17 protein-coding genes and 1 riboswitch are annotated in these 16,842 nt (G+C 62.9%); of the genes, 7 read left to right on the plus strand and 10 right to left on the minus strand.

Features of this window, described 5'->3' with window-relative positions; translation table 11 throughout:
- Positions 1-66 precede the first annotated feature (66 nt).
- On the plus strand, positions 67-864 hold the full coding sequence (locus QMO82_RS14960; RefSeq protein WP_183606810.1) for a DUF899 family protein: 798 nt from the start codon (positions 67-69) through the stop codon (positions 862-864).
- A gap of 5 nt (positions 865-869) precedes the next feature.
- Positions 870-1,232 carry a hypothetical protein gene (locus tag QMO82_RS14965; RefSeq protein ID WP_183606809.1) on the plus strand — a complete coding sequence of 121 codons (363 nt, stop codon included), beginning with the start codon at positions 870-872 and terminating at the stop codon, positions 1,230-1,232.
- A gap of 82 nt (positions 1,233-1,314) precedes the next feature.
- On the opposite strand, the gene QMO82_RS14970 is transcribed toward QMO82_RS14965, so the two are convergent.
- From QMO82_RS14970 to QMO82_RS14985, 4 genes are all read right to left on the minus strand, one after another.
- Positions 1,315-1,956, minus strand: a complete 642-nt coding sequence (locus QMO82_RS14970; protein ID WP_183606808.1) for a metallophosphoesterase family protein — start codon at positions 1,954-1,956, stop codon at positions 1,315-1,317.
- Between the two features lie 133 nt (positions 1,957-2,089).
- Positions 2,090-4,870, minus strand: a complete 2,781-nt coding sequence (locus tag QMO82_RS14975) for an EAL domain-containing protein (RefSeq protein WP_183606807.1) — start codon at positions 4,868-4,870, stop codon at positions 2,090-2,092.
- Between the two features lie 46 nt (positions 4,871-4,916).
- Entirely contained in the window at positions 4,917-5,738 is an 822-nt protein-coding gene (locus tag QMO82_RS14980; RefSeq protein WP_277546197.1) for a FecR domain-containing protein, read from the minus strand.
- A 402-nt stretch (positions 5,739-6,140) separates the two neighbouring features.
- A complete protein-coding gene (locus tag QMO82_RS14985) occupies positions 6,141-6,968 on the minus strand; it encodes a class I SAM-dependent methyltransferase (RefSeq protein ID WP_312863026.1) in 828 nt (275 codons plus the stop codon).
- Positions 6,969-7,199: 231 nt separating this feature from the next.
- On the opposite strand from QMO82_RS14985, the gene QMO82_RS14990 reads away from it, so the two are divergent.
- Positions 7,200-8,222: an LLM class flavin-dependent oxidoreductase gene (locus QMO82_RS14990; RefSeq protein ID WP_183606804.1), complete on the plus strand. Its 1,023-nt coding sequence runs from the start codon at positions 7,200-7,202 to the stop codon at positions 8,220-8,222.
- Positions 8,223-8,225: 3 nt separating this feature from the next.
- Here the strand turns inward: QMO82_RS14990 and QMO82_RS14995 are convergent, their stop codons facing one another.
- Complete coding sequence (locus QMO82_RS14995; protein WP_183606803.1) at positions 8,226-9,050, minus strand: AraC family transcriptional regulator; 825 nt, start codon at positions 9,048-9,050, stop codon at positions 8,226-8,228.
- A gap of 97 nt (positions 9,051-9,147) precedes the next feature.
- Between QMO82_RS14995 and QMO82_RS15000 the strand changes: the two genes are divergently transcribed.
- Both QMO82_RS15000 and QMO82_RS15005 read left to right on the plus strand, forming a co-directional pair.
- A complete protein-coding gene (locus QMO82_RS15000) occupies positions 9,148-10,071 on the plus strand; it encodes a phytanoyl-CoA dioxygenase family protein (RefSeq protein ID WP_183606802.1) in 924 nt (307 codons plus the stop codon).
- 217 nt (positions 10,072-10,288) lie between these two features.
- A complete protein-coding gene (locus QMO82_RS15005; protein ID WP_183607668.1) occupies positions 10,289-11,215 on the plus strand; it encodes a LysR family transcriptional regulator in 927 nt (308 codons plus the stop codon).
- Here QMO82_RS15005 and QMO82_RS15010 read toward each other — a convergent pair.
- The 3 genes from QMO82_RS15010 to QMO82_RS15020 form a co-directional block, all read right to left on the minus strand.
- Positions 11,212-12,456, minus strand: coding sequence for an MFS transporter (locus tag QMO82_RS15010; protein ID WP_183606801.1), 1,245 nt, complete (start codon positions 12,454-12,456; stop codon positions 11,212-11,214). The two genes, QMO82_RS15005 and QMO82_RS15010, sit on opposite strands and share 4 nt — an antisense overlap.
- Positions 12,453-13,091: a helix-turn-helix domain-containing protein gene (locus tag QMO82_RS15015; protein ID WP_183606800.1), complete on the minus strand. Its 639-nt coding sequence runs from the start codon at positions 13,089-13,091 to the stop codon at positions 12,453-12,455. The genes QMO82_RS15010 and QMO82_RS15015 overlap by 4 nt, the downstream gene beginning before the upstream one ends.
- 72 nt (positions 13,092-13,163) lie before the next feature.
- The gene (locus QMO82_RS15020) at positions 13,164-14,276 is read right to left on the minus strand and encodes an adenylate/guanylate cyclase domain-containing protein (RefSeq protein WP_183606799.1); all 1,113 of its coding nucleotides are present in this window, start codon (positions 14,274-14,276) and stop codon (positions 13,164-13,166) included.
- A gap of 239 nt (positions 14,277-14,515) precedes the next feature.
- On the opposite strand from QMO82_RS15020, the gene QMO82_RS15025 reads away from it, so the two are divergent.
- Complete coding sequence (locus QMO82_RS15025) at positions 14,516-14,722, plus strand: hypothetical protein (protein WP_183606798.1); 207 nt, start codon at positions 14,516-14,518, stop codon at positions 14,720-14,722.
- 87 nt (positions 14,723-14,809) lie between these two features.
- On the opposite strand, the gene QMO82_RS15030 is transcribed toward QMO82_RS15025, so the two are convergent.
- Together QMO82_RS15030 and QMO82_RS15035 are read right to left on the minus strand one after the other, a co-directional pair.
- A complete protein-coding gene (locus QMO82_RS15030; RefSeq protein WP_183606797.1) occupies positions 14,810-15,118 on the minus strand; it encodes a GCG_CRPN prefix-to-repeats domain-containing protein in 309 nt (102 codons plus the stop codon).
- Between the two features lie 183 nt (positions 15,119-15,301).
- Positions 15,302-15,748: an SRPBCC domain-containing protein gene (locus QMO82_RS15035; RefSeq protein ID WP_183606796.1), complete on the minus strand. Its 447-nt coding sequence runs from the start codon at positions 15,746-15,748 to the stop codon at positions 15,302-15,304.
- A gap of 305 nt (positions 15,749-16,053) precedes the next feature.
- Positions 16,054-16,196, plus strand: a riboswitch (FMN riboswitch).
- Positions 16,197-16,275: 79 nt separating this feature from the next.
- Between QMO82_RS15035 and QMO82_RS15040 the strand changes: the two genes are divergently transcribed.
- Entirely contained in the window at positions 16,276-16,710 is a 435-nt protein-coding gene (locus QMO82_RS15040) for a 6,7-dimethyl-8-ribityllumazine synthase (protein ID WP_183606795.1), read from the plus strand.
- Positions 16,711-16,842: the final 132 nt, after the last annotated feature.

Raw genomic sequence — 16,842 nt, forward strand, 5'->3', positions numbered from 1 at the left:
CTGCTCAGGACCGGCAGCCATCCCGCGCCGGATGCTACGACGATAGACAGGCAAAGGAGAAGTCCCATGACGGCACAGCTGAACGCAACACGACAACATTGGCTGGCAGCAAGGCTCGATCTGCTCGAGGAGGAGAAGGAACTGACGCGGCGGAGCGATGCGCTGGCGCTCAAGCGCCAGCAGTTGCCCCGTGTCAGGATCGACAAGGAATACCGCTTCGACACCGAAGGCGGCAACGTCTCGCTCAAAGATCTCTTCGGCGGCCGTTCACAGCTTCTCGTCTATCACTTCATGTTCGGGCCGGATTATAGCGCGGGATGCCCCTCCTGCTCGTCGATCGCCGACGGTTTCAACGGCGTCTTCGTCCATCTCGAAAACCACGACGTCGCCTTTTGGGCGGTCTCGCGCGCGCCGCTTGCAAAGCTTGAGGCCTTCAAACAGCGCATGGATTGGAGCTTTCCCTGGGCCTCGTCCTTCGGCAGCGAGTTCAACGGCGATTTCAGCGTCTGGTTCTCCGCTGAGGAGCAGCGCCGGGGCGGCATCGAATACAACTACCGCCGCGAGCCCGCCGCTCCCGAACCGCTTGCCGGCAAGACCGTGCAGGAATGGCAGTCGCCGAGCAGCGAGGGCCCGGTCGCCGAGATCGCCGCCATGACCGGCACTGATGTCGCCACCTACACCCGCGACCGTCCGGGCGTCAGCGCCTTCGAACTCGTCGACGGCACGGTCTATCATAGCTATTCCAGCTATGCCCGCGGGCTGGATGGGTTATGGGGCATGTACCAATGGCTCGACCGCGCCCCGAAGGGCCGCAACGAAACCGGCATCTGGTGGCGCCACCACGACCGCTACGGCAAGGAGTGACGCCGATGCTGCTTTCCGCTCCCACCCCGGAGAGAGGCGACGGCAACGCCGCCCTTAACGCCGCAGAAAGGCTCTCGCTGGCCGCCGCCGCAGACGGATCAGCTGACAAGCCGAGCAACCGTGTGGCGCGCGCCGCCGGCCGCCTGGCCGCCCACGCCGCCGACTGGCTGGCGTACGCCGCCGCCCCGACATTCGCGCTCATGGCATTGCTGACGGCAGCAACCGGCAGCACCGAGGTGATGTGCATGACGACGACTGATGCCTTCCCGAGCGGGGGAATGGTGCCGATGTACCTGCTAATGGGCGGCTTCCATCTAGCGCCCTGGCTGCGGCTCATCGCCGCCTGGCAGGGTCGGAGGCGGAGGTGATGGTGGCAAGCACCGCCGCATCGCCGCCCAGCAGTCTTGCACCGCCGTCTCCGGCTTTACACCTTTACCGGCGCGGCCAAGTTCATGCTTTCACCTCGATAAAATCGATCGGCCCGCCGGGAGCATCGTCGTCGAAGACCGCGCATGAAAGCTTGCCGCCGAAGACGCAGGCGCTGTCGATGTTGGTGCGGTTTCCCGTCGTCACCGGGTTGGACAGCGACGGCGTATGGCCGTGGACCAGGTGCTTGCCCCAATAGTCGCTGGACTCACCGGGAGGGAACCGTAGCCAGAGAAGATCGCGCTTGGTCTGCCGTTCCAGCGGAAATTCCGGAACAACACCGGCATGGACAAAGATGCGATGCCGGTCGACGTGCATGAGAGGACGATCGGTAGCCCATTGCAAATGCTGAGACGGAACCCTGCCGTCATAGGACATTTCGGTCTCCAGCCCGCCGTTGCTCATCCACACGTCTCTGCTGTCGCTGTCGGCATAGGCAGCGACCATCATGTCCTCATGATTGCCTTTGAGGCAGATCCACGACCACTGGCCCGATGGACCGGCAATGATCCGATCGAGGACACTTTTACTGTCAGGCCCGCGATCGACATAGTCGCCAAGGAAGACGACCGTGCCTTCAGGCGCATAAGCCTCGACCTGATCGATCATCCTGTTCAACGGATCGATGCAGCCATGAATATCGCCTATCGCGAATGTGTAGCGCATGTCGCATTTTTAACGCCTGTCGAGGGCCAGGTGAAGTCCGCACCACCGATGCCGCCAGAAAATCCGACTCAGTCTCAGCCGCTTACGGCAATTCCTTCTGCTTCCGCTTGAAGAAATCAGTCGGCGGGATCGGTCATGCAGCAAGGGTCCAGTTCGGCTCGCGCGAAAGCGTAATCAGCGCGGCGGACGATTGCGGCTTACCGAAGAAGTAGCCCTGCCCCTCCTCGCAGCCCATCTGCGCCAGCATCTGCCATTCCGTCTCTGTCTCTATCCCCTCTGCCACGACCTTGAGTCCCAGCCCGTGGGCAAGTGAGCCGACCGTCGCGACGATCGCGAGGATCTTTGGATCATCAGCGATCTTCCTGACGAAGGATTGGTCGATCTTGAGCTTGTCGAGGGGAAAGCCGGCCATATAGCTCAGCGACGAATAGCCGGTTCCGAAATCGTCGAGCGCGACGGCAATGCCAAGCGCTCTAAGCTCTGAGATGACCGACATGACCTGCTCGCTGCCATCGACAAAGGCGGATTCGGTAATTTCGAGATGCAGTCGCGAGGCCGGCAGGCCGCTTGTCGCCAACGCAGCCTTGACCTCTGCAACCAGCTCCGGCCGGGAAAACTGGATCGGCGATACGTTGACGGCGAGATTGAGTCCATCAGGCCACTCGGACGCCGCCCGGCATGCTTCGGCAAGCGCCCAGCAGCCGAGATCACAGATGAAGCCGCTGGCTTCGGCAACGGGAATGAAGTCTGCAGGCGAAACCAGCCCGAACTCAGGATGCTTCCATCGCAAAAGGGCTTCGGCGCCGACCAGTTTGCCTGTCTTGAGATCCACCTGCGGCTGATACAACAGGAAGAATTCGCGATGATCGAGAGCAGCGCGCATCTGCCGCTCGAGCAGCCGCGATTGATGCTGCCGCAAAGCGGTTACTGGATCATGTGCGCGCCACCCGCTGCCAGCCACCCGCTTGGCGTCGTCGAGCGCAATTTCGGCGTTCTGAATCCAAATGTCGGCGTCGCCGTTGCGCGCCGGGCTGGTGCAGATCCCGAGCCGGGCGGCGACGTGGATCATCGAACCGCCAAGCTCAAACGGCTCTCTGAAAAGGTCAAGGATGAACTGCGCGCACCGCTCTTGACCGCATTCCTCGGACGCCGGAATGACGGCCGTGAAGACATCGCCCCCCAGCCGTCCGACGAAGCTGATTGCGCCCATTTCCTCCATGCGCGTAGCGACGGCCCTCAAAAGCTCATCCCCGACATCCCGTCCCATCGCCGTATTCAGTACGGAGAAACGATGCAGCCCCAGCGCGATCACATGGCATTCGCCCTCGAGCCGATCGAGGCGACGGCGGAATTCGCGCCTGTTCATCAGACCGGTCAACTCGTCGAACTCGGACAGACGCTGAAGCTTGTCTTCGTAACGCCGGCGGGCGGTCATATCCCTGACGATCAGGCTGCCGATGAAGGATTTCGTGGCGACGATGCCGGATTCGCCGGGTCGTTCGACAGGCGAAATGGTGATCGCTGCCTCAAGGTGCTTTGTCCCTCGCTCGGTTTGAAGCGAAAAACGCGCGGTACAGGCGTGGATCGTGCCCGGCTGCGCCATATAATCCGAAACAAGCTTGACGATGCGATGAACGAGAGAGGACGGGATCAGCGCGTCAAGCGTTCTGCACCTGTCTGCCTGTGGCTCCAAAGCCAGCATCGCCGCAGCCGAGGCGCTTTCGTTGAGAATGCGGAACTGATCGTCGAAGGCGATGACCGCGTCGGCGCTGTCAGCCACGATCCTCTCGAGCAGCCGGCGCGTGTTGCGCTGCTCGGCATTGGCAAGCTCGACCAGAAACCGGCCAAAATCGACCCTCTCGTTCAACAACATCACGAGACCGACAAGAAGAATGATCCACGGCCGGACCGTGTGGATGATGAGAGCATGATCCTTCTGCAGAAAGAAGGCCGTCACTTCGCCGGCGACGACGATGGCAAGCGCAAACGCCACGGCATGGGCTGCGGGCCGGCTGCGCATTCCAAGGGCGAGCGCGATAATAGCTGCGGCAAAGAGAAGCTCCAGCGGCATCTGGTCGACTTCTTCGAGCAGCCGCTTCTGCAGGATCGTTTCGGAAGCGAGGATATGAAGCATCGCGCCGGGCAGCGCGCCATAGACCGGAACGGGGAAAATATCCTTCAGCTCGGTCGCATAGGCGCCAACGACCACCGAGCGCCCTTCCAGATCGGGCCTGCCGACCGTCCCCGCAAGAACATCCGACAGCGAGAATGTCGGGACGCTCGCCGGGGCGATCGAATAATCGATCGGATAGGAGCCGGCCGCCCTGTCGAATTTCGCCAGCACCGCGGCAACGCTCTGCGTCGGCTGATTGTCGAGACTATCGCCGAGCGCAAACCGCCTGACCGTGCCATCGCCGTCGAGGCTGACATTGGCGAGGGAAAGCCAGGCATTGCCGGCGAGATCGGGAATCGGCCGCGTCACCACCGTCTGCGATCCGGTCTCGGCGCCGAGATATTGCTTGAAGACCGGCAGGATCACGCCGCCTCCGGCCTCACGCAGCGCCTTGGCCAGCCGGCCATCCTCGGCAGAGATCGAGGGCGTGCTGAAATCGACGTCGATAAAGATGTCACCGGCGCCTGCCGCAGTCAGCTTGTCGATGAGCTCGGCATAGAGGCTGCGGGGCCACGGCCAGGTGCCGACGGCATCGAGGCTGCGCTTATCGATCGCGACATAGACGATATTTCCGGACGCCACGCGTGGTGCTGCGCTGAAGCGCCAGCTCACCAGGGCATTGTCGAGATAGTTCACGAAGGGCAGGACTTGCGCCGAGAGCGGCAGGCCGATCATCATCAGGATGAAGAACAGCCTGACGGGGCGCAAGCCCGACAGCCGAAAACCACGACCGCCCTTCATCAAGGATGGAAACCTCTCACCTTGGCCGGCCGGGAAACCTCAATCGTCATCGTTTCCCCTTGCCTTTGTCCTTATCCTTTTTGTCCTTTTTATCTTTCTTATCTTGCTTATCCTTATCCTTCCCGACAGCCTCTCCCTGCGCGCCGCCGTTGCTGGCGGCATTCATGCTGCCATTGCTGGAGCCATTATCGACACCGTAGTGATTGCCGTTGCGGCCCTCGCTGCCGAAGGAGCCGGATGCACTATCTCGGCCGCCCGAGCCGGCACTATTGGAAACTGATGAAGACGTGCCGGATGGCTTCGAGCTCTCTGTCTCGGTCTGCCCGTTGAGCGTCGTTGCGCCGACGGCAGGTACTCTTGCCACTGACGGGGCGACCGCGGTCACCTCAGGCGTCGAAACGTCGCCGGAAACCGTCATGCCTTTCACGCCGTCGACGGATGCGCCCTGCCCCGGCCCGACATTCGCCCTTTGACCGCTCGCAAACGAGGTCACCTGCACCAGGCCGCGGTTGACAGTAACCTCAGCCGCAGATTTCGAGACGGAGACGCGGAAATTCGTGCCCTTCACCACGGCCGCCAGGAAAGGCGTCTGGACTGTTGTATGCGGCTTGCTGCGCTTCTCGATCTCCAGATCGAGCACGCCCGTCTGCTCGACGACCTCCGTCTTCCTTTCGCCAAAGCCCGAAGTGTAGATGCCCGCGACGGTGTTGGGCTGAAACGAAAGGCTTTCGACGCCGCGCACCAGCTGGACGCGTCCCCTCGGCCCCGTCGAGATCCAGGCGGTGTTGGGGATGATGTCTCCCGCTCGAACCGCCACCCAGTTGCGCTTGTCGACGGTGAAATTCACCTGCTGGCTGGCCTTGGCCACTTGCCAGTCACCCTCAGCGGCATTCGCAGATCCTATCGCAAAAAAGAAAAGCACCAAAAAAAAAGAAAAAACGCGAAACATATAATCTCCTAAATACCAGCTGATAAAACCACTCTCTCCTTAATTTCATTTGAATGATTCCAGAAAAACTCTCGCGAACCCGGCAATTCCCGACCTTCACCGGCAGCAAAATGCGGGTGGCAGCGTATTTTTTGCCCGGAGACAATGCGGGTGATTTTCGGCGGATCGGTCCCCGCGCTATGATTTGATCCAGGCGCAGCCCCTGCCTCCCCCTCCATCGGGAAAAGCAGACGTCATGCAGGGCTACCTGGCACCGAACCAACTGTTCGAGCACCTGGCCTAAGGAGGGATGCGGAACCGCTTCCCAAATAACAGCTCTTGTCAGATCAGCTTGATTTCACCCCAGGCAATCCTGGTACCCACAACGAAACTTAACTGATTATCATCCGCATAGAAGCGCAGCAGCTCCGCGAGTTCCGCGTCAAAGCTTGCGATGCGGTCGCCAAGTTTAGACGGCGCGAAAGTGTCCCGCGAATGCTGGCAGGAGACGAAATCTTCGACGCTCTGCTGAAAGGGATGCTCCGATACGAAGTGTTCGCTGCCATAGAGGTTCAGATACTTCTGGTAGCTTCGCATGCCCTCGGACCTTTTGTCGTGATCGAAAGGCTGCCCCGTCACCGCTGGCACCCACTTCACCAGGAAAGAATGCCAATCGGATTGCCATGGAGGCTCGAACGGGTAGTCTCCGGAAATCACCGCCATGACATGGCCTGGCGCGGCATTTGCCAAAAGATGCGGAAACAGCCTGCTGTGATCCATCCAGTGGATGCTTGCCGCTGCGACCGTCAGATCGAAAGGTCCGCCGTTGATCGGGAAATCCTCGGCAAAGCTGTCTATCCACCGGATATTCTGCGCGTTACCGCCCGGCAGCGACCGGCCGAGAGCGATCATATGCTCGGAAGGATCGACCGCCGTGACGCTTGCAAACCAACCTGCCAGTGGGCGGGAGATTTTCCCCGGCCCGCAGCCGATATCCAGGAGATTTCCTGTCCGCGGGGCGATTGCCAGAAGCTTTCGAAAGACGTCATCGGGGTAAGGTGGACGATACCGGTAATTTGCGACAACGTCGGTTTCCGAAAAGGCAGAGCCTCTGCGCTGATCCATCGAAACTCCATGCTCACACCGCGGTGAGCGGAGGCTGTAACACATGTTTATGTCAAGGATTTAGCGCCATCTAGTGATCCACCCTCGTGGTCAACCGGGTGAGTTTCTTCTTGGCGCGGACACAACTGATCAAGGCGCGAACATCACGGCTTAGCGCAAGATAGCGCGCCAAATGCCGGATAAGTGATACGCCACACCCACCCAGTTCCGATTGTCTTCCGGCCCGAAACTATGCCATGACCCATCCACCATGAGATGCAACGGAAAAGGCGTGGCATGAAGAAGATCGGTTTCCTCTCGTTCGGGCACTGGACGCCCTCGCCTCAATCGCAGACGCGCTCGGCGGCCGATGCGCTGCTGCAGTCGATCGACCTTGCCGTCGCGGCCGAGGAGCTCGGAGCCGACGGGGCGTATTTTCGCGTGCATCACTTTGCCCGCCAACTGGCGGCCCCCTTCCCGCTGCTGTCAGCTGTCGGCGCGAGAACCAGCCGGATCGAGATCGGCACCGCCGTCATCGATATGCGCTACGAGAATCCGCTCTATATGGCCGAGGATGCCGGTGCAGCCGACCTCATTGCCGGCGGCCGACTGCAGCTCGGCATCAGCCGCGGTTCGCCCGAGCAGGTAATCGATGGCTGGCGTCATTTCGGCTATGCCCCGCCCGAGGGCCAGAGCGAGGCCGACATGGCCCGCCATCACGCCGAAGTCTTCCTCGAAGTGCTGCTCGGCGAAGGTTTTGCCAAGCCGAACCCGCGGCCGATGTTTCCGAACCCGCCCGGCCTGCTTCGCCTCGAGCCGCATTCGGAGGGCCTGCGCGAGAGGATCTGGTGGGGCGCCAGCTCCAACGCCACCGCCGTCTGGGCAGCCAAGCTTGGCATGAACCTGCAGAGCTCGACGCTGAAGGACGACGAAACAGGAGAGCCATTCCACGTCCAGCAGGCCGATCAGATCCGCGCCTATCGCGCGGCCTGGAAAGAAGCCGGTCACACGCGCCAGCCGCGCGTCTCGGTCAGCCGCAGCATCTTCGCGCTGGTCGATGACCGCGACCGCGCCTATTTCGGCTACGGCAACGACGAGGGTGACAAGATCGGTTTCATCGACGAGAAGACCCGGGCGATTTTCGGACGCAGCTACGCCGCCGAACCCGATGCGCTGATCAAGCAGCTCGCCGAAGACGAGGCGATCGCCGAGGCCGACACGCTGCTGCTCACCGTCCCCAACCAGCTCGGCGTCGAATACAACGCCCATGTCATCGAGGCGATCCTGACCCATGTCGCCCCGGCGCTCGGCTGGCGCTGACGCTCAAACCCGCCTGTATCTCGCGCGGAATTCGCGAGGACTGCAGCCTTCACGCTCGTGAAAGACCCGCGAAAAATAAAACGCGTCATCCAGGCCGATCATGGCAGCAACCGTTTCGATCTTCTCGTCGGTGGTTGCCAATAGCTGTTTGGCATGGTCCATGCGCGCCCGAAGCTGAAATGCCTTGGGAGGCAATCCGGTTTCGAGCGTGAACCGCCGGCGCAGCGTGGCCGGCGACATGCCGTGCTCGTTGGCGAAGGCGGCGAGATTCAGTGGCTGCATCGCCCGCCGCCGCAGCCTTTCCACGATGTCGGCCATATCGGGCCTTTCCCGGCGTCGATCGGCCACGCCGCTTGCCTGTCCGGCGGCTGAGATGACGATGCGATGCAGCATCAAAGCCGCCGCCGCTTGTCCGAGGTTGCTATCGTCAAGCAGATCGGCATGAAGCTTGGCGAAGAGCCGCGCGACGTCATCGAGATGATCCAGGGCGACGACCGGGTGCCGCTCGGCCATGAGCCTCAGCCTGACGAAGTCCCGCGTGAAGGATCCTTCGAAAAGTGCCCAGCGCTCGTCCCAGCCGCCTTCGTCGGGGCCATAGGAATGCACGCGGTTGGGAAACAGCCAGAAGAGGGCCGGCCCCGCCAAGCTCAAGCGGCCGCTGGCAGCGGTTTCCAGCCAGCCCTGCCCGCGCTCCACCAGAACGACGGCGAAACTCGGAAGTTTTCGCTCCGTCACCGCATGGCGGGCATGCTGCCTGCCGCTGCCGGTGACCGCAAGTCCGCCGGCAGCGCCAAGCGGTGATCGATAGATGGCCTCGACGTCTTTCATGATGAGCGAAAAGTCCAGCTATGGCTTTCCTCTATGTCGGCTGCCCCTGCAGATCAGCTAAATAGCGGCAAATCAAGTCAAACTAGGGAGGGCCGAAATGTCAATTGCTGCCCAGACCATGCAAGCCCGAAAGCCGGAATTTCCCCTTGCCGCCCATGGCAAGACCTTGCCTGCGGAGCGGACGGGCTGGCTCACGCCGACCGATCCCGCCATCGGCGTCGACGCCATCCGCCGCCGCTACCAGGACGATGGCTATGTCTGGCTGAAAGGCCTTCTGCCGCGGGCCGATGTCATCGATTTCCGCCACTGGGTTTTCGAACATCTCGCCGAAACCGGACTGGTCGAGCCCGGCAATGATTTTTCTCTGGGCATCGCGTCTGCCGCCGGCTTCGACAGGAACTTGGCCGACCGGCGCCTGATGTCTCTCGTCCGCTCTGCCGCCTATGAAGGTTTTTGCGCGCAACCGCCGCTCGCCGGCTTCATGGACGATTTCCTGCAGGGCATCTCCTATCTGCACAAGCGCAAGATCATGCGTTTCGTCCAGCCCGGATCTCCGACGGCCACGCCGGCCCATTATGATCTCGTCTATCTTCGCGGCGGCACCAGCCGCCTGGTGACCGCCTGGATTCCGATCGGCGACATCTCCGCCGAGATGGGCGGCCTTGTCTACCTCGAGGGCTCGCACACGCTGGGCGTCAGGATGGAGGCCGAGTTCCAGGCCGCAAGCGGCGATCTTTCTCCGGAAGAGCGGATCAGCGCCTATAACCGCCACATGGCCGAAGGCGGCTGGGTTTCGAAGGATCTCCCCGATATGGCGGAGCGCTTCGACACCCGCTGGCTCGCCGCCGATTATCAGGCCGGTGACGTGGTGCTTCACTCGCCCTATATGATCCACGCCTCGACTACCAACCAGGACCGCGGCGGGCGGCTGCGCCTCTCCACCGACATCAGATATCAGAATGTCGACGACGAGATCGATATCCGATGGAACAACCACTGGAGTCTCGGCGACATGCTGTAGCCGGCTTTTTCATGCCCCTTCGGCAAAGCCCGGGCCATCGTCGGCCGGTGCCGGCGACGGCGCGGATCTCGATGAGCTGATGCGCGAGGGCCGAGCCCCAACTCGATAAAGCGACGCGCACGGACCTTTCGCCTTGGGTGAGCGTTGATGGTCCGAGCCTTGAATCGATCCCATGACTGATCGACTTATTCATGTCGCCGAACGCTCGAGTTGCCTGATGCCGCGCACGAACCTGAACGATATCCTGATTTTCATGGCCGTCGTCGATGCCGGAAGCTTTATCGCCGGCGGCCAAGCCATGGGCCTCTCCCGTTCGGCAGCGGGAAAGGCCGTCATCCGCCTGGAAGAACGGCTCGGCGCGCGCCTGCTCAACCGTACGACGAGGACGCTGAACCTGACCGACGAAGGGCGCGTGTTCTACGAGCGCGGCTTGCAGATCCTCGCATCCGTCGACGAGGCGGAGGCGAGCGTGGCCGGCCGAAGCGGTACGCCACGGGGCATTCTCAGGCTCAGCGTTCCCGATGCCATCGGACGCCTCGTCGTGCTGCCGCTGCTTGAAGAATATCTTCGGGCCTGGCCCGACATCCAGGTGGAGATGAGCTCCACCGATCGCTTCGCCGACATCGTCGTGGAAGGCTTCGATCTGGCGATCCGGGTCGGCCCGACGGCGTCGGACACCCGGCTGATCTCGCGCGTGATCGCCACCTATAGGACACGGCTCTGCGCCTCGCCGTCCTACCTCACTGAGCGCGGCGAGCCGCGTGATATCGACGATCTCGCAGCCCACGACTGCCTGATTTTCGCCAGCCGCAATCAAAGGCAGGGCTGGCGCTTTCGCGGCAAAGGCAGTTCCTGGATCGCAGCGCAAGGCCGCAGCCGGCTGAGGCTCGACAGCGCAGAAGCGATCCGCGACGCCACCCTGGCGGGGCTGGGCATCGCGCTGCTGCCCGATTTTCTCGTCGCCGACGACCTCGCCGCCGGCCGCCTGCGGCAGATCCTGCCCGACCTCGAAACTGATGACGCCAAGATCGTCACGCTCTATCCCGACAAGCGCCCGTTGGAATCGCGCGTCCGTCGCTTCATCGACCTGATGGTCGAGGAGCTTGGGCGCCGGGACGACACACGCCACCGCGACGCTGGCTAGCTCTCGGTGAAAGCTTTGTCGAAGCCGCGGAAACTTTTCAGCGCAAGAGGAAAGAGCGTTGCAGCGAGATAGGCGAGCCCGGTGAACAGCAGCGCTGAGGCAAGGCCGATCGTGGTGATCAGCGCGCCGCCGACGAGGCCTCCGAAGGGGATGAGGGCAAAGCACAGGGCGGCGTTCATCGCGGTGACGCGGCCGGTCAGCGGCTTGGGGATGCGCTCGAAGATCACCGCCGACAGGATCGGATTGAGGAAGCCCGAGGCGAATCCTGCGATTGCCAGGGTGACGAAGATGAGGATGAGCGGCGCATCCAGCGCAAGGATGAAAAAGCGCGGAAATCCGGTCAGCAGGAAGGCCACGGTAAAGACCATCAGGCGCGGCATCCGTTCGCCGATCGCAGCGGCAATCGCCGCGCCGACGATCGATGCGCCGGTGAAAGCCGCAAACATCGCCCCCAGCAGTTCCGGGCCATGGCCCGAGCTCTGCGTCCAGACGGGCAGCAGCACCGCCCCATAGGCCTGGTCCAGCAGGTTGGTGGTCGCCACCATGACGATGATGCTGACGAGCACCGCATCACCGCGCAGAAAGCCCCAGCCTTCCCTGAGATCGCCGAGATAGGAGGATATCCAGTCCGGCTGGGCCTCGGGAGTGCTGCGCGGCTCCGGTATGCTTCGCAGCCTGGGGATGCCTACGCCCACGATCAGCACGGCGGCGGCGAAGGTGACGGCATTGACAACGAGCGCCTGGCCCGGGCCGATCAGGCCGATCAGCGCACCGGCGCCGGCCGCACCCGCCGTCGAGGCCAGCCGCTCGATGGCGCCAATGAGCCCGGTCACCCGCTCGAGCGGCACAGCCGCCAATTCGGCGACATCGGGCACCATCGCCTGTTTGGCGGCATCGGATGGACCGCGCAGCACACCCATGACAAAGACGATCGGCAGCAGCACCGGCATGCCAAGCAAGCCGAGCCGGTCGAGCAGCGGCACCAGCATCACCACGGCCACCGAGGCGGTGTCGCAAACAACGGCGATGCGCTTCGGGCCGACGCGGTCGATCAGCGGCCCGCCGAGCGCTTTGGCGACGACATAGGGCAGCATTTCCATCATCGCCGTCAGCCCTGTTAAAACCGGGCTGCCCGTGGCGACCAGCACCAGCCAGGGAATGGCGATGGTCGACAGGCGCGTGCCGGAAAGCGAAAGCGTTTCGGCTGCGGCAAGCGCCAGGAAAGGCCCACCCCTCCTCATGACCCACCATCCTCCTTGTGATGCGGGAGCCGGCCCGGATAGGGAAAGGCGTGCAGCATGATCGAGAAAGGCACCATGCCCGGAGCGGCCGCCTCGCCCAAAGGCGGAGCCACCCGCATGGCTTCGAGGATGATGTCGGTCAACTGCCTGGTCAGGGCCTCCGCCTGCTTCGCCGTCATCGGGATGATGATGTCGTTGGCAGCGCTCGCCTTGCGCCATTCCGCCGGCAGTTCTGCATATTCCTCCAGCGCCTGCTGCATCTGGCCGACCTGCAGGGAGAGCACCGCCTGGTTGAAGGCGAGATCGAGTCCTTCGCCCTCGGTCTCGCTTGCCGGCACCGAGGTGAGCTCGTGACTGGCGCGCCACCAGCGATCACGCCGCGAAGCATGCGGCGCCTCCTCGATGAAGCCGTATTGCGCGAGCTGGCGCAGGTGATAGCTGGTGGCGCCGCTGTTCAGCCCGAGCCGCGCGGCCAGCTGCGTCGCCGTGGCGGGTCCATCGACCCGCAGCATGCCGAGCATGCGCAACCGGACCGGATGCGCCAGCGCTTTCAGCGCATTTGGATCCGGCACGACGCGGCTGACGGTGCGGGGTGCGGTGACGGATTGAGCAGGCTGCGGGCGCCGTGTTTTCATGCTCGAAGCTTAGTATTGCAAAGACATCTTTGCAAATTTTTCTTTGCAATAGTGAGTGCCTTTGCTCGTGGCTCAATCCGCCGGCAGCGTGAACACCGCGCAAGGGACGGCGATGCCGCGCAGGCTGTGCTCCCCCAGCGCCGTGAGCTTCGTCGTCGTATTCGCTGCAACCGCACCCGAGATCAGCACGCTTCGGCCGAGCGGCTTGCACAGCCCTTCCAGCCGGCTGACGAGATTGACCGCGGGGCCGATGGCGGTAAAGTCCAGCCGGTCGGCAGCGCCGATATTGCCCCACAGGATCTCGCCGAAATGAAGTGCTGCGCCGAAGGGCAGCGGGGCCAGCCCCTGCGCCTGGCGCACCTGGTCGAGATGGACCATGCCGGCACGGCTGGCGGCGACCGCGCGAAGGGCGGCCTCGCAGGCCTCGCGATCCCCTCGGGCTGCTTCGCCCTCGCCCGACGCCGCCGTGACCGGAAAGATCGCCAGCACGCCGTCGCCGATGAATTTCAGCACCTCGCCGCCGAAGGCGTGCACGGCGCCGGCGACACGGTCGAACCAGGCGTCCAGTGCTGAGATCATCACGTGAGGCTCGGTCACCTCGGAGAGCGCGGTGAAGTCGCGCAGATCGGCGCAGAGAAGGGCCGCTCGGATGATCTCGCCGGTGCCGCGGGCAAGCGCGCCGGCCTGCACCCGGGCAGCGCTGCGCCGACCGAGATAGGCTTCGAGCAACGCGGCCCGCGCCTCCCGCGCCGCCAAAGCGGCGAGCGGCGCTGCCGCAAAACGCGTGACGTCGCAGAGCAGGCTGGCCTCGGACGAGCTGAATGCGCCGGTCCCCGCCGCGTTGGCAACTCCCGCCCAGCCGAGCTGCGGGCTATCCGATGCCCGATTATCCCACCCGATCCTGGCCTTCCACACCGGCCCGAGCCCGGCCAGCCACTCGCCCCCGGCCTCGCTCTGCGGATCAGCAGCAAAGGCCAACGCCTCGATGACGGCCCCGGTCTCGGCTCGCCACAGCCAGGTGCGCCGCGCGATGATCGGATGCGGCACCGAAAGCGTCAGCGCACCGCCCGAAAGCGGCAGGCCGTCAGCCAGCAGCCGGCGCCCGAGCTCGGCCAGAAACCGTTCGGGACCAGGCGAAGCACCGGCCTCGTCAACCAGCCAGGCAAGGGGAGATGGCAGATCCATATCGCGATCATGGCATGCCCCTCGGGACATCCGCAAGCCGACCTCCCCAGGGGTACTGCCTGGAATCCCCGCATGTCCGTGATGACATCCCTCTCAACGGAAGGGACTCTCCGCAGAGGATGCCCACATCCCATGTCAAAAACGCTCACCGCGGTGGGAAACAAAAAATAAACACTTTAAAATTGCGCAGTTTTAATTCCATTATGCAGCCCTTCGTCATCGTGTGATTGAGGGGTACGATGGGCACGATATTCTGGCCGAAAGATCCGCTGGATGGGAATGACATGGCACTGCTGACGTCGGTCCTTCGGCGGTGGTGCGAAAGGTATCAGGTCGAGCTGACAGCGGAAGAGAGCAGCCGCAAGGCGAAGGAACTTGTCGAATGGTATGAATTCGGCGTCAAGGATCCAATCGAGCTCGAAGAACTCATCGACGGGAAGATCTGACCGAAGCGCACAATTGCCAGCTTTCATGCGAAAAGGCCGGGCGAAACATCGCACCGGCCTCTCCATGCTTGCCTCTGAATGAGGCCCTTAGTAGTCATCCCGCCAGCGGCGCTCGCGATCCCAGCGCCGCTCATCGCGCCAGCGCGGGCCATCCCAATCCCGGTGACGCCGCTCCCAGCCCCAACGGGGCGGACCACCGTAGAAAGCGACCGGCGGCGGCCGGCGCCAGTTTCGCCGGCATTCGCCCCAGCGCGTCAGGTGCCAGCCGCGACCGCAGGCGTAGTCAACCTTTGTGACAGTGCTCTCAACCTTGATTGTCCCAACCGGCATCGCCTCAGCTGTGCCGATCGAGAGGCTGCCAGCGAGCAAGGCAGCCGCGATAGAAAGTGCCTTCATCGAAAACTCCATTTCATCCAGCCGCAATCACTTTAGGAGCGCCAAATTGAACTGGAGATGAACTACGCGTTCATGTTTGCGGGAGAAAAAGAAACGCTTTCGGTCGACCGATCGGAGCGCCAGCCGGCAGTTTTCCCCCTCCGGCAAGCGCTTCCGGGTACCCTTCTTACGGCGGAAAACCGTTCATGTCCTACCGTAAAAAGGGTCGGGACCTGGATCACGCCCGGCGGCGACCTCGGTCAGCCGCCCGAGATAATGGGCCCAGCCTTCCGCATGGCCGGCGCATTGATCGGCGCTCGGCAGGCCGCTATGCGTGAGCCGCAGCAGCGTTCCGCCCCCCTGCTCGATCAGGTCGATCTCGACCAGGCTGGATCCCGGTGGCACGACCTCGCTGCCGTCCCAGCCGAAGCTGTAGGCAAGGCGATGAACCGGCACCACCTCGCGAAACGAACCGCGCGCAAAGCGGGCGCCGGTGACGTTAACGAGATAGAGCCCGCCCGGCTGCGGCTCGACCTGCGCCTCCGTTCCCATCCAGCGCAGGATCTTCTCCGGGTCGGTCATCAGCGCAAACACGGCAGCCGGCGGTGCTGCGATATGCGCTTCGCGGTGAACGACGAAAGCTTCTGGCATCACTCCCTCCCATGGTGACTGTCGTCTGCCCGCCTCGGGCGAAGACGCCGTATCCTGTTCCGTCCTGTTGTCCTGACGTGGATGTCCTCACCCGAGCATGTAGGCGCGCGCCCATCCTCAGCAAGAGGGAACGGCTGTCGCGATCGACGGGCGCTCGCCAGCGCCCGGAGCACAAATGCCGAAGAGAGCCTCAGGATGAGGAACCATGGAGGATGCCGTGCCGCTAATGAAATGCATGGAAAACAAGTGGTCGCTGCTAAAGCATTTCCCCTATTGCCAGCCCCTCGTCTTCCCCCTATTGTCCCCGCCGTTCTCAGGGCGGGGTGAAAGTCCCTACCGGCGGTATGCAATTCCAGTTGCGAGCCCGCGAGCGCCTTCTTCGGAAGGGTCAGCAGATCAGGTGAGATGCCTGAGCCGACGGTCATAGTCCGGATGAAAGAGAACGTGCGTTCCTGCCGCCCTTGCGGGCTGTCGGGGACGCTCGTGATCGCCTTGGGTGATGTGTCTGTTCGCCAAAGGAGATTACCGTGACACCCACCCGTTATGCCTTTATCAAAGCCAGCTGGCACGCCGACATCGTCGACCGTGCCCTTGACGGCTTCTACCAGCTCATTCCGGCCGAGCAGGTCGATGTGTTCGATGTTCCCGGCGCATTCGAAATGCCGCTGCTATCGCGCGACCTTGCCGCAACCGGGCGCTACGGTGCCGTCGTTGCTGCCGCTTTCGTCGTCGACGGCGGAATTTACCGCCATGAATTCGTCGCCCAGGCCGTCGTCGATGGGCTGATGCGCGCCGGCATGGATACCGGCGTACCAGTGCTGTCGGTTTCGCTGACGCCGCATCAATATCAGGAAACCGAACACCACAAACAGATCTACCGCGCGCATTTCGTCGAGAAAGGGCGCGAGGCTGCAAAGGCGGCTTTGACGATCGGCAAAACCCGCGCTGCTCTCGCCGCGTAAGGGTATTCATTTCCCTGCGCCGGCTCGACGGGCCGCAGAATGACAGACGAAGACGGCGGGAGCGGATCCCGCCGCCTCGTCGGATCGGCAGACGAGCGACGCCTAGTGTTGCAGCGGAATGCGCCAAACCAC

The sequence above is a fragment of the Rhizobium sp. BT04 genome, from assembly GCF_030053135.1.
In the GTDB taxonomy this organism is placed as follows: Bacteria; Pseudomonadota; Alphaproteobacteria; order Rhizobiales; family Rhizobiaceae; genus Rhizobium; species Rhizobium binxianense.

Coding starts and splice junctions, on each gene's coding strand:
- QMO82_RS14985 (WP_312863026.1), bottom strand. CDS start 6,968: ATGTGTTACAGCCTCCGCTCACCGCGGTGTGAGCATGGAGTTTCGATG.
- QMO82_RS14970 (WP_183606808.1), bottom strand. CDS start 1,956: ATGCGCTACACATTCGCGATAGGCGATATTCATGGCTGCATCGATCCG.
- QMO82_RS14990 (WP_183606804.1), top strand. CDS start 7,200: ATGAAGAAGATCGGTTTCCTCTCGTTCGGGCACTGGACGCCCTCGCCT.
- QMO82_RS14965 (WP_183606809.1), top strand. CDS start 870: ATGCTGCTTTCCGCTCCCACCCCGGAGAGAGGCGACGGCAACGCCGCC.
- QMO82_RS15005 (WP_183607668.1), top strand. CDS start 10,289: ATGCCGCGCACGAACCTGAACGATATCCTGATTTTCATGGCCGTCGTC.
- QMO82_RS15030 (WP_183606797.1), bottom strand. CDS start 15,118: ATGAAGGCACTTTCTATCGCGGCTGCCTTGCTCGCTGGCAGCCTCTCG.
- QMO82_RS15025 (WP_183606798.1), top strand. CDS start 14,516: ATGGGCACGATATTCTGGCCGAAAGATCCGCTGGATGGGAATGACATG.
- QMO82_RS15010 (WP_183606801.1), bottom strand. CDS start 12,456: ATGAGGAGGGGTGGGCCTTTCCTGGCGCTTGCCGCAGCCGAAACGCTT.
- QMO82_RS15020 (WP_183606799.1), bottom strand. CDS start 14,276: ATGGATCTGCCATCTCCCCTTGCCTGGCTGGTTGACGAGGCCGGTGCT.
- QMO82_RS15035 (WP_183606796.1), bottom strand. CDS start 15,748: ATGCCAGAAGCTTTCGTCGTTCACCGCGAAGCGCATATCGCAGCACCG.
- QMO82_RS15000 (WP_183606802.1), top strand. CDS start 9,148: ATGTCAATTGCTGCCCAGACCATGCAAGCCCGAAAGCCGGAATTTCCC.
- QMO82_RS14960 (WP_183606810.1), top strand. CDS start 67: ATGACGGCACAGCTGAACGCAACACGACAACATTGGCTGGCAGCAAGG.
- QMO82_RS14975 (WP_183606807.1), bottom strand. CDS start 4,870: ATGAAGGGCGGTCGTGGTTTTCGGCTGTCGGGCTTGCGCCCCGTCAGG.
- QMO82_RS15015 (WP_183606800.1), bottom strand. CDS start 13,091: ATGAAAACACGGCGCCCGCAGCCTGCTCAATCCGTCACCGCACCCCGC.
- QMO82_RS14995 (WP_183606803.1), bottom strand. CDS start 9,050: ATGAAAGACGTCGAGGCCATCTATCGATCACCGCTTGGCGCTGCCGGC.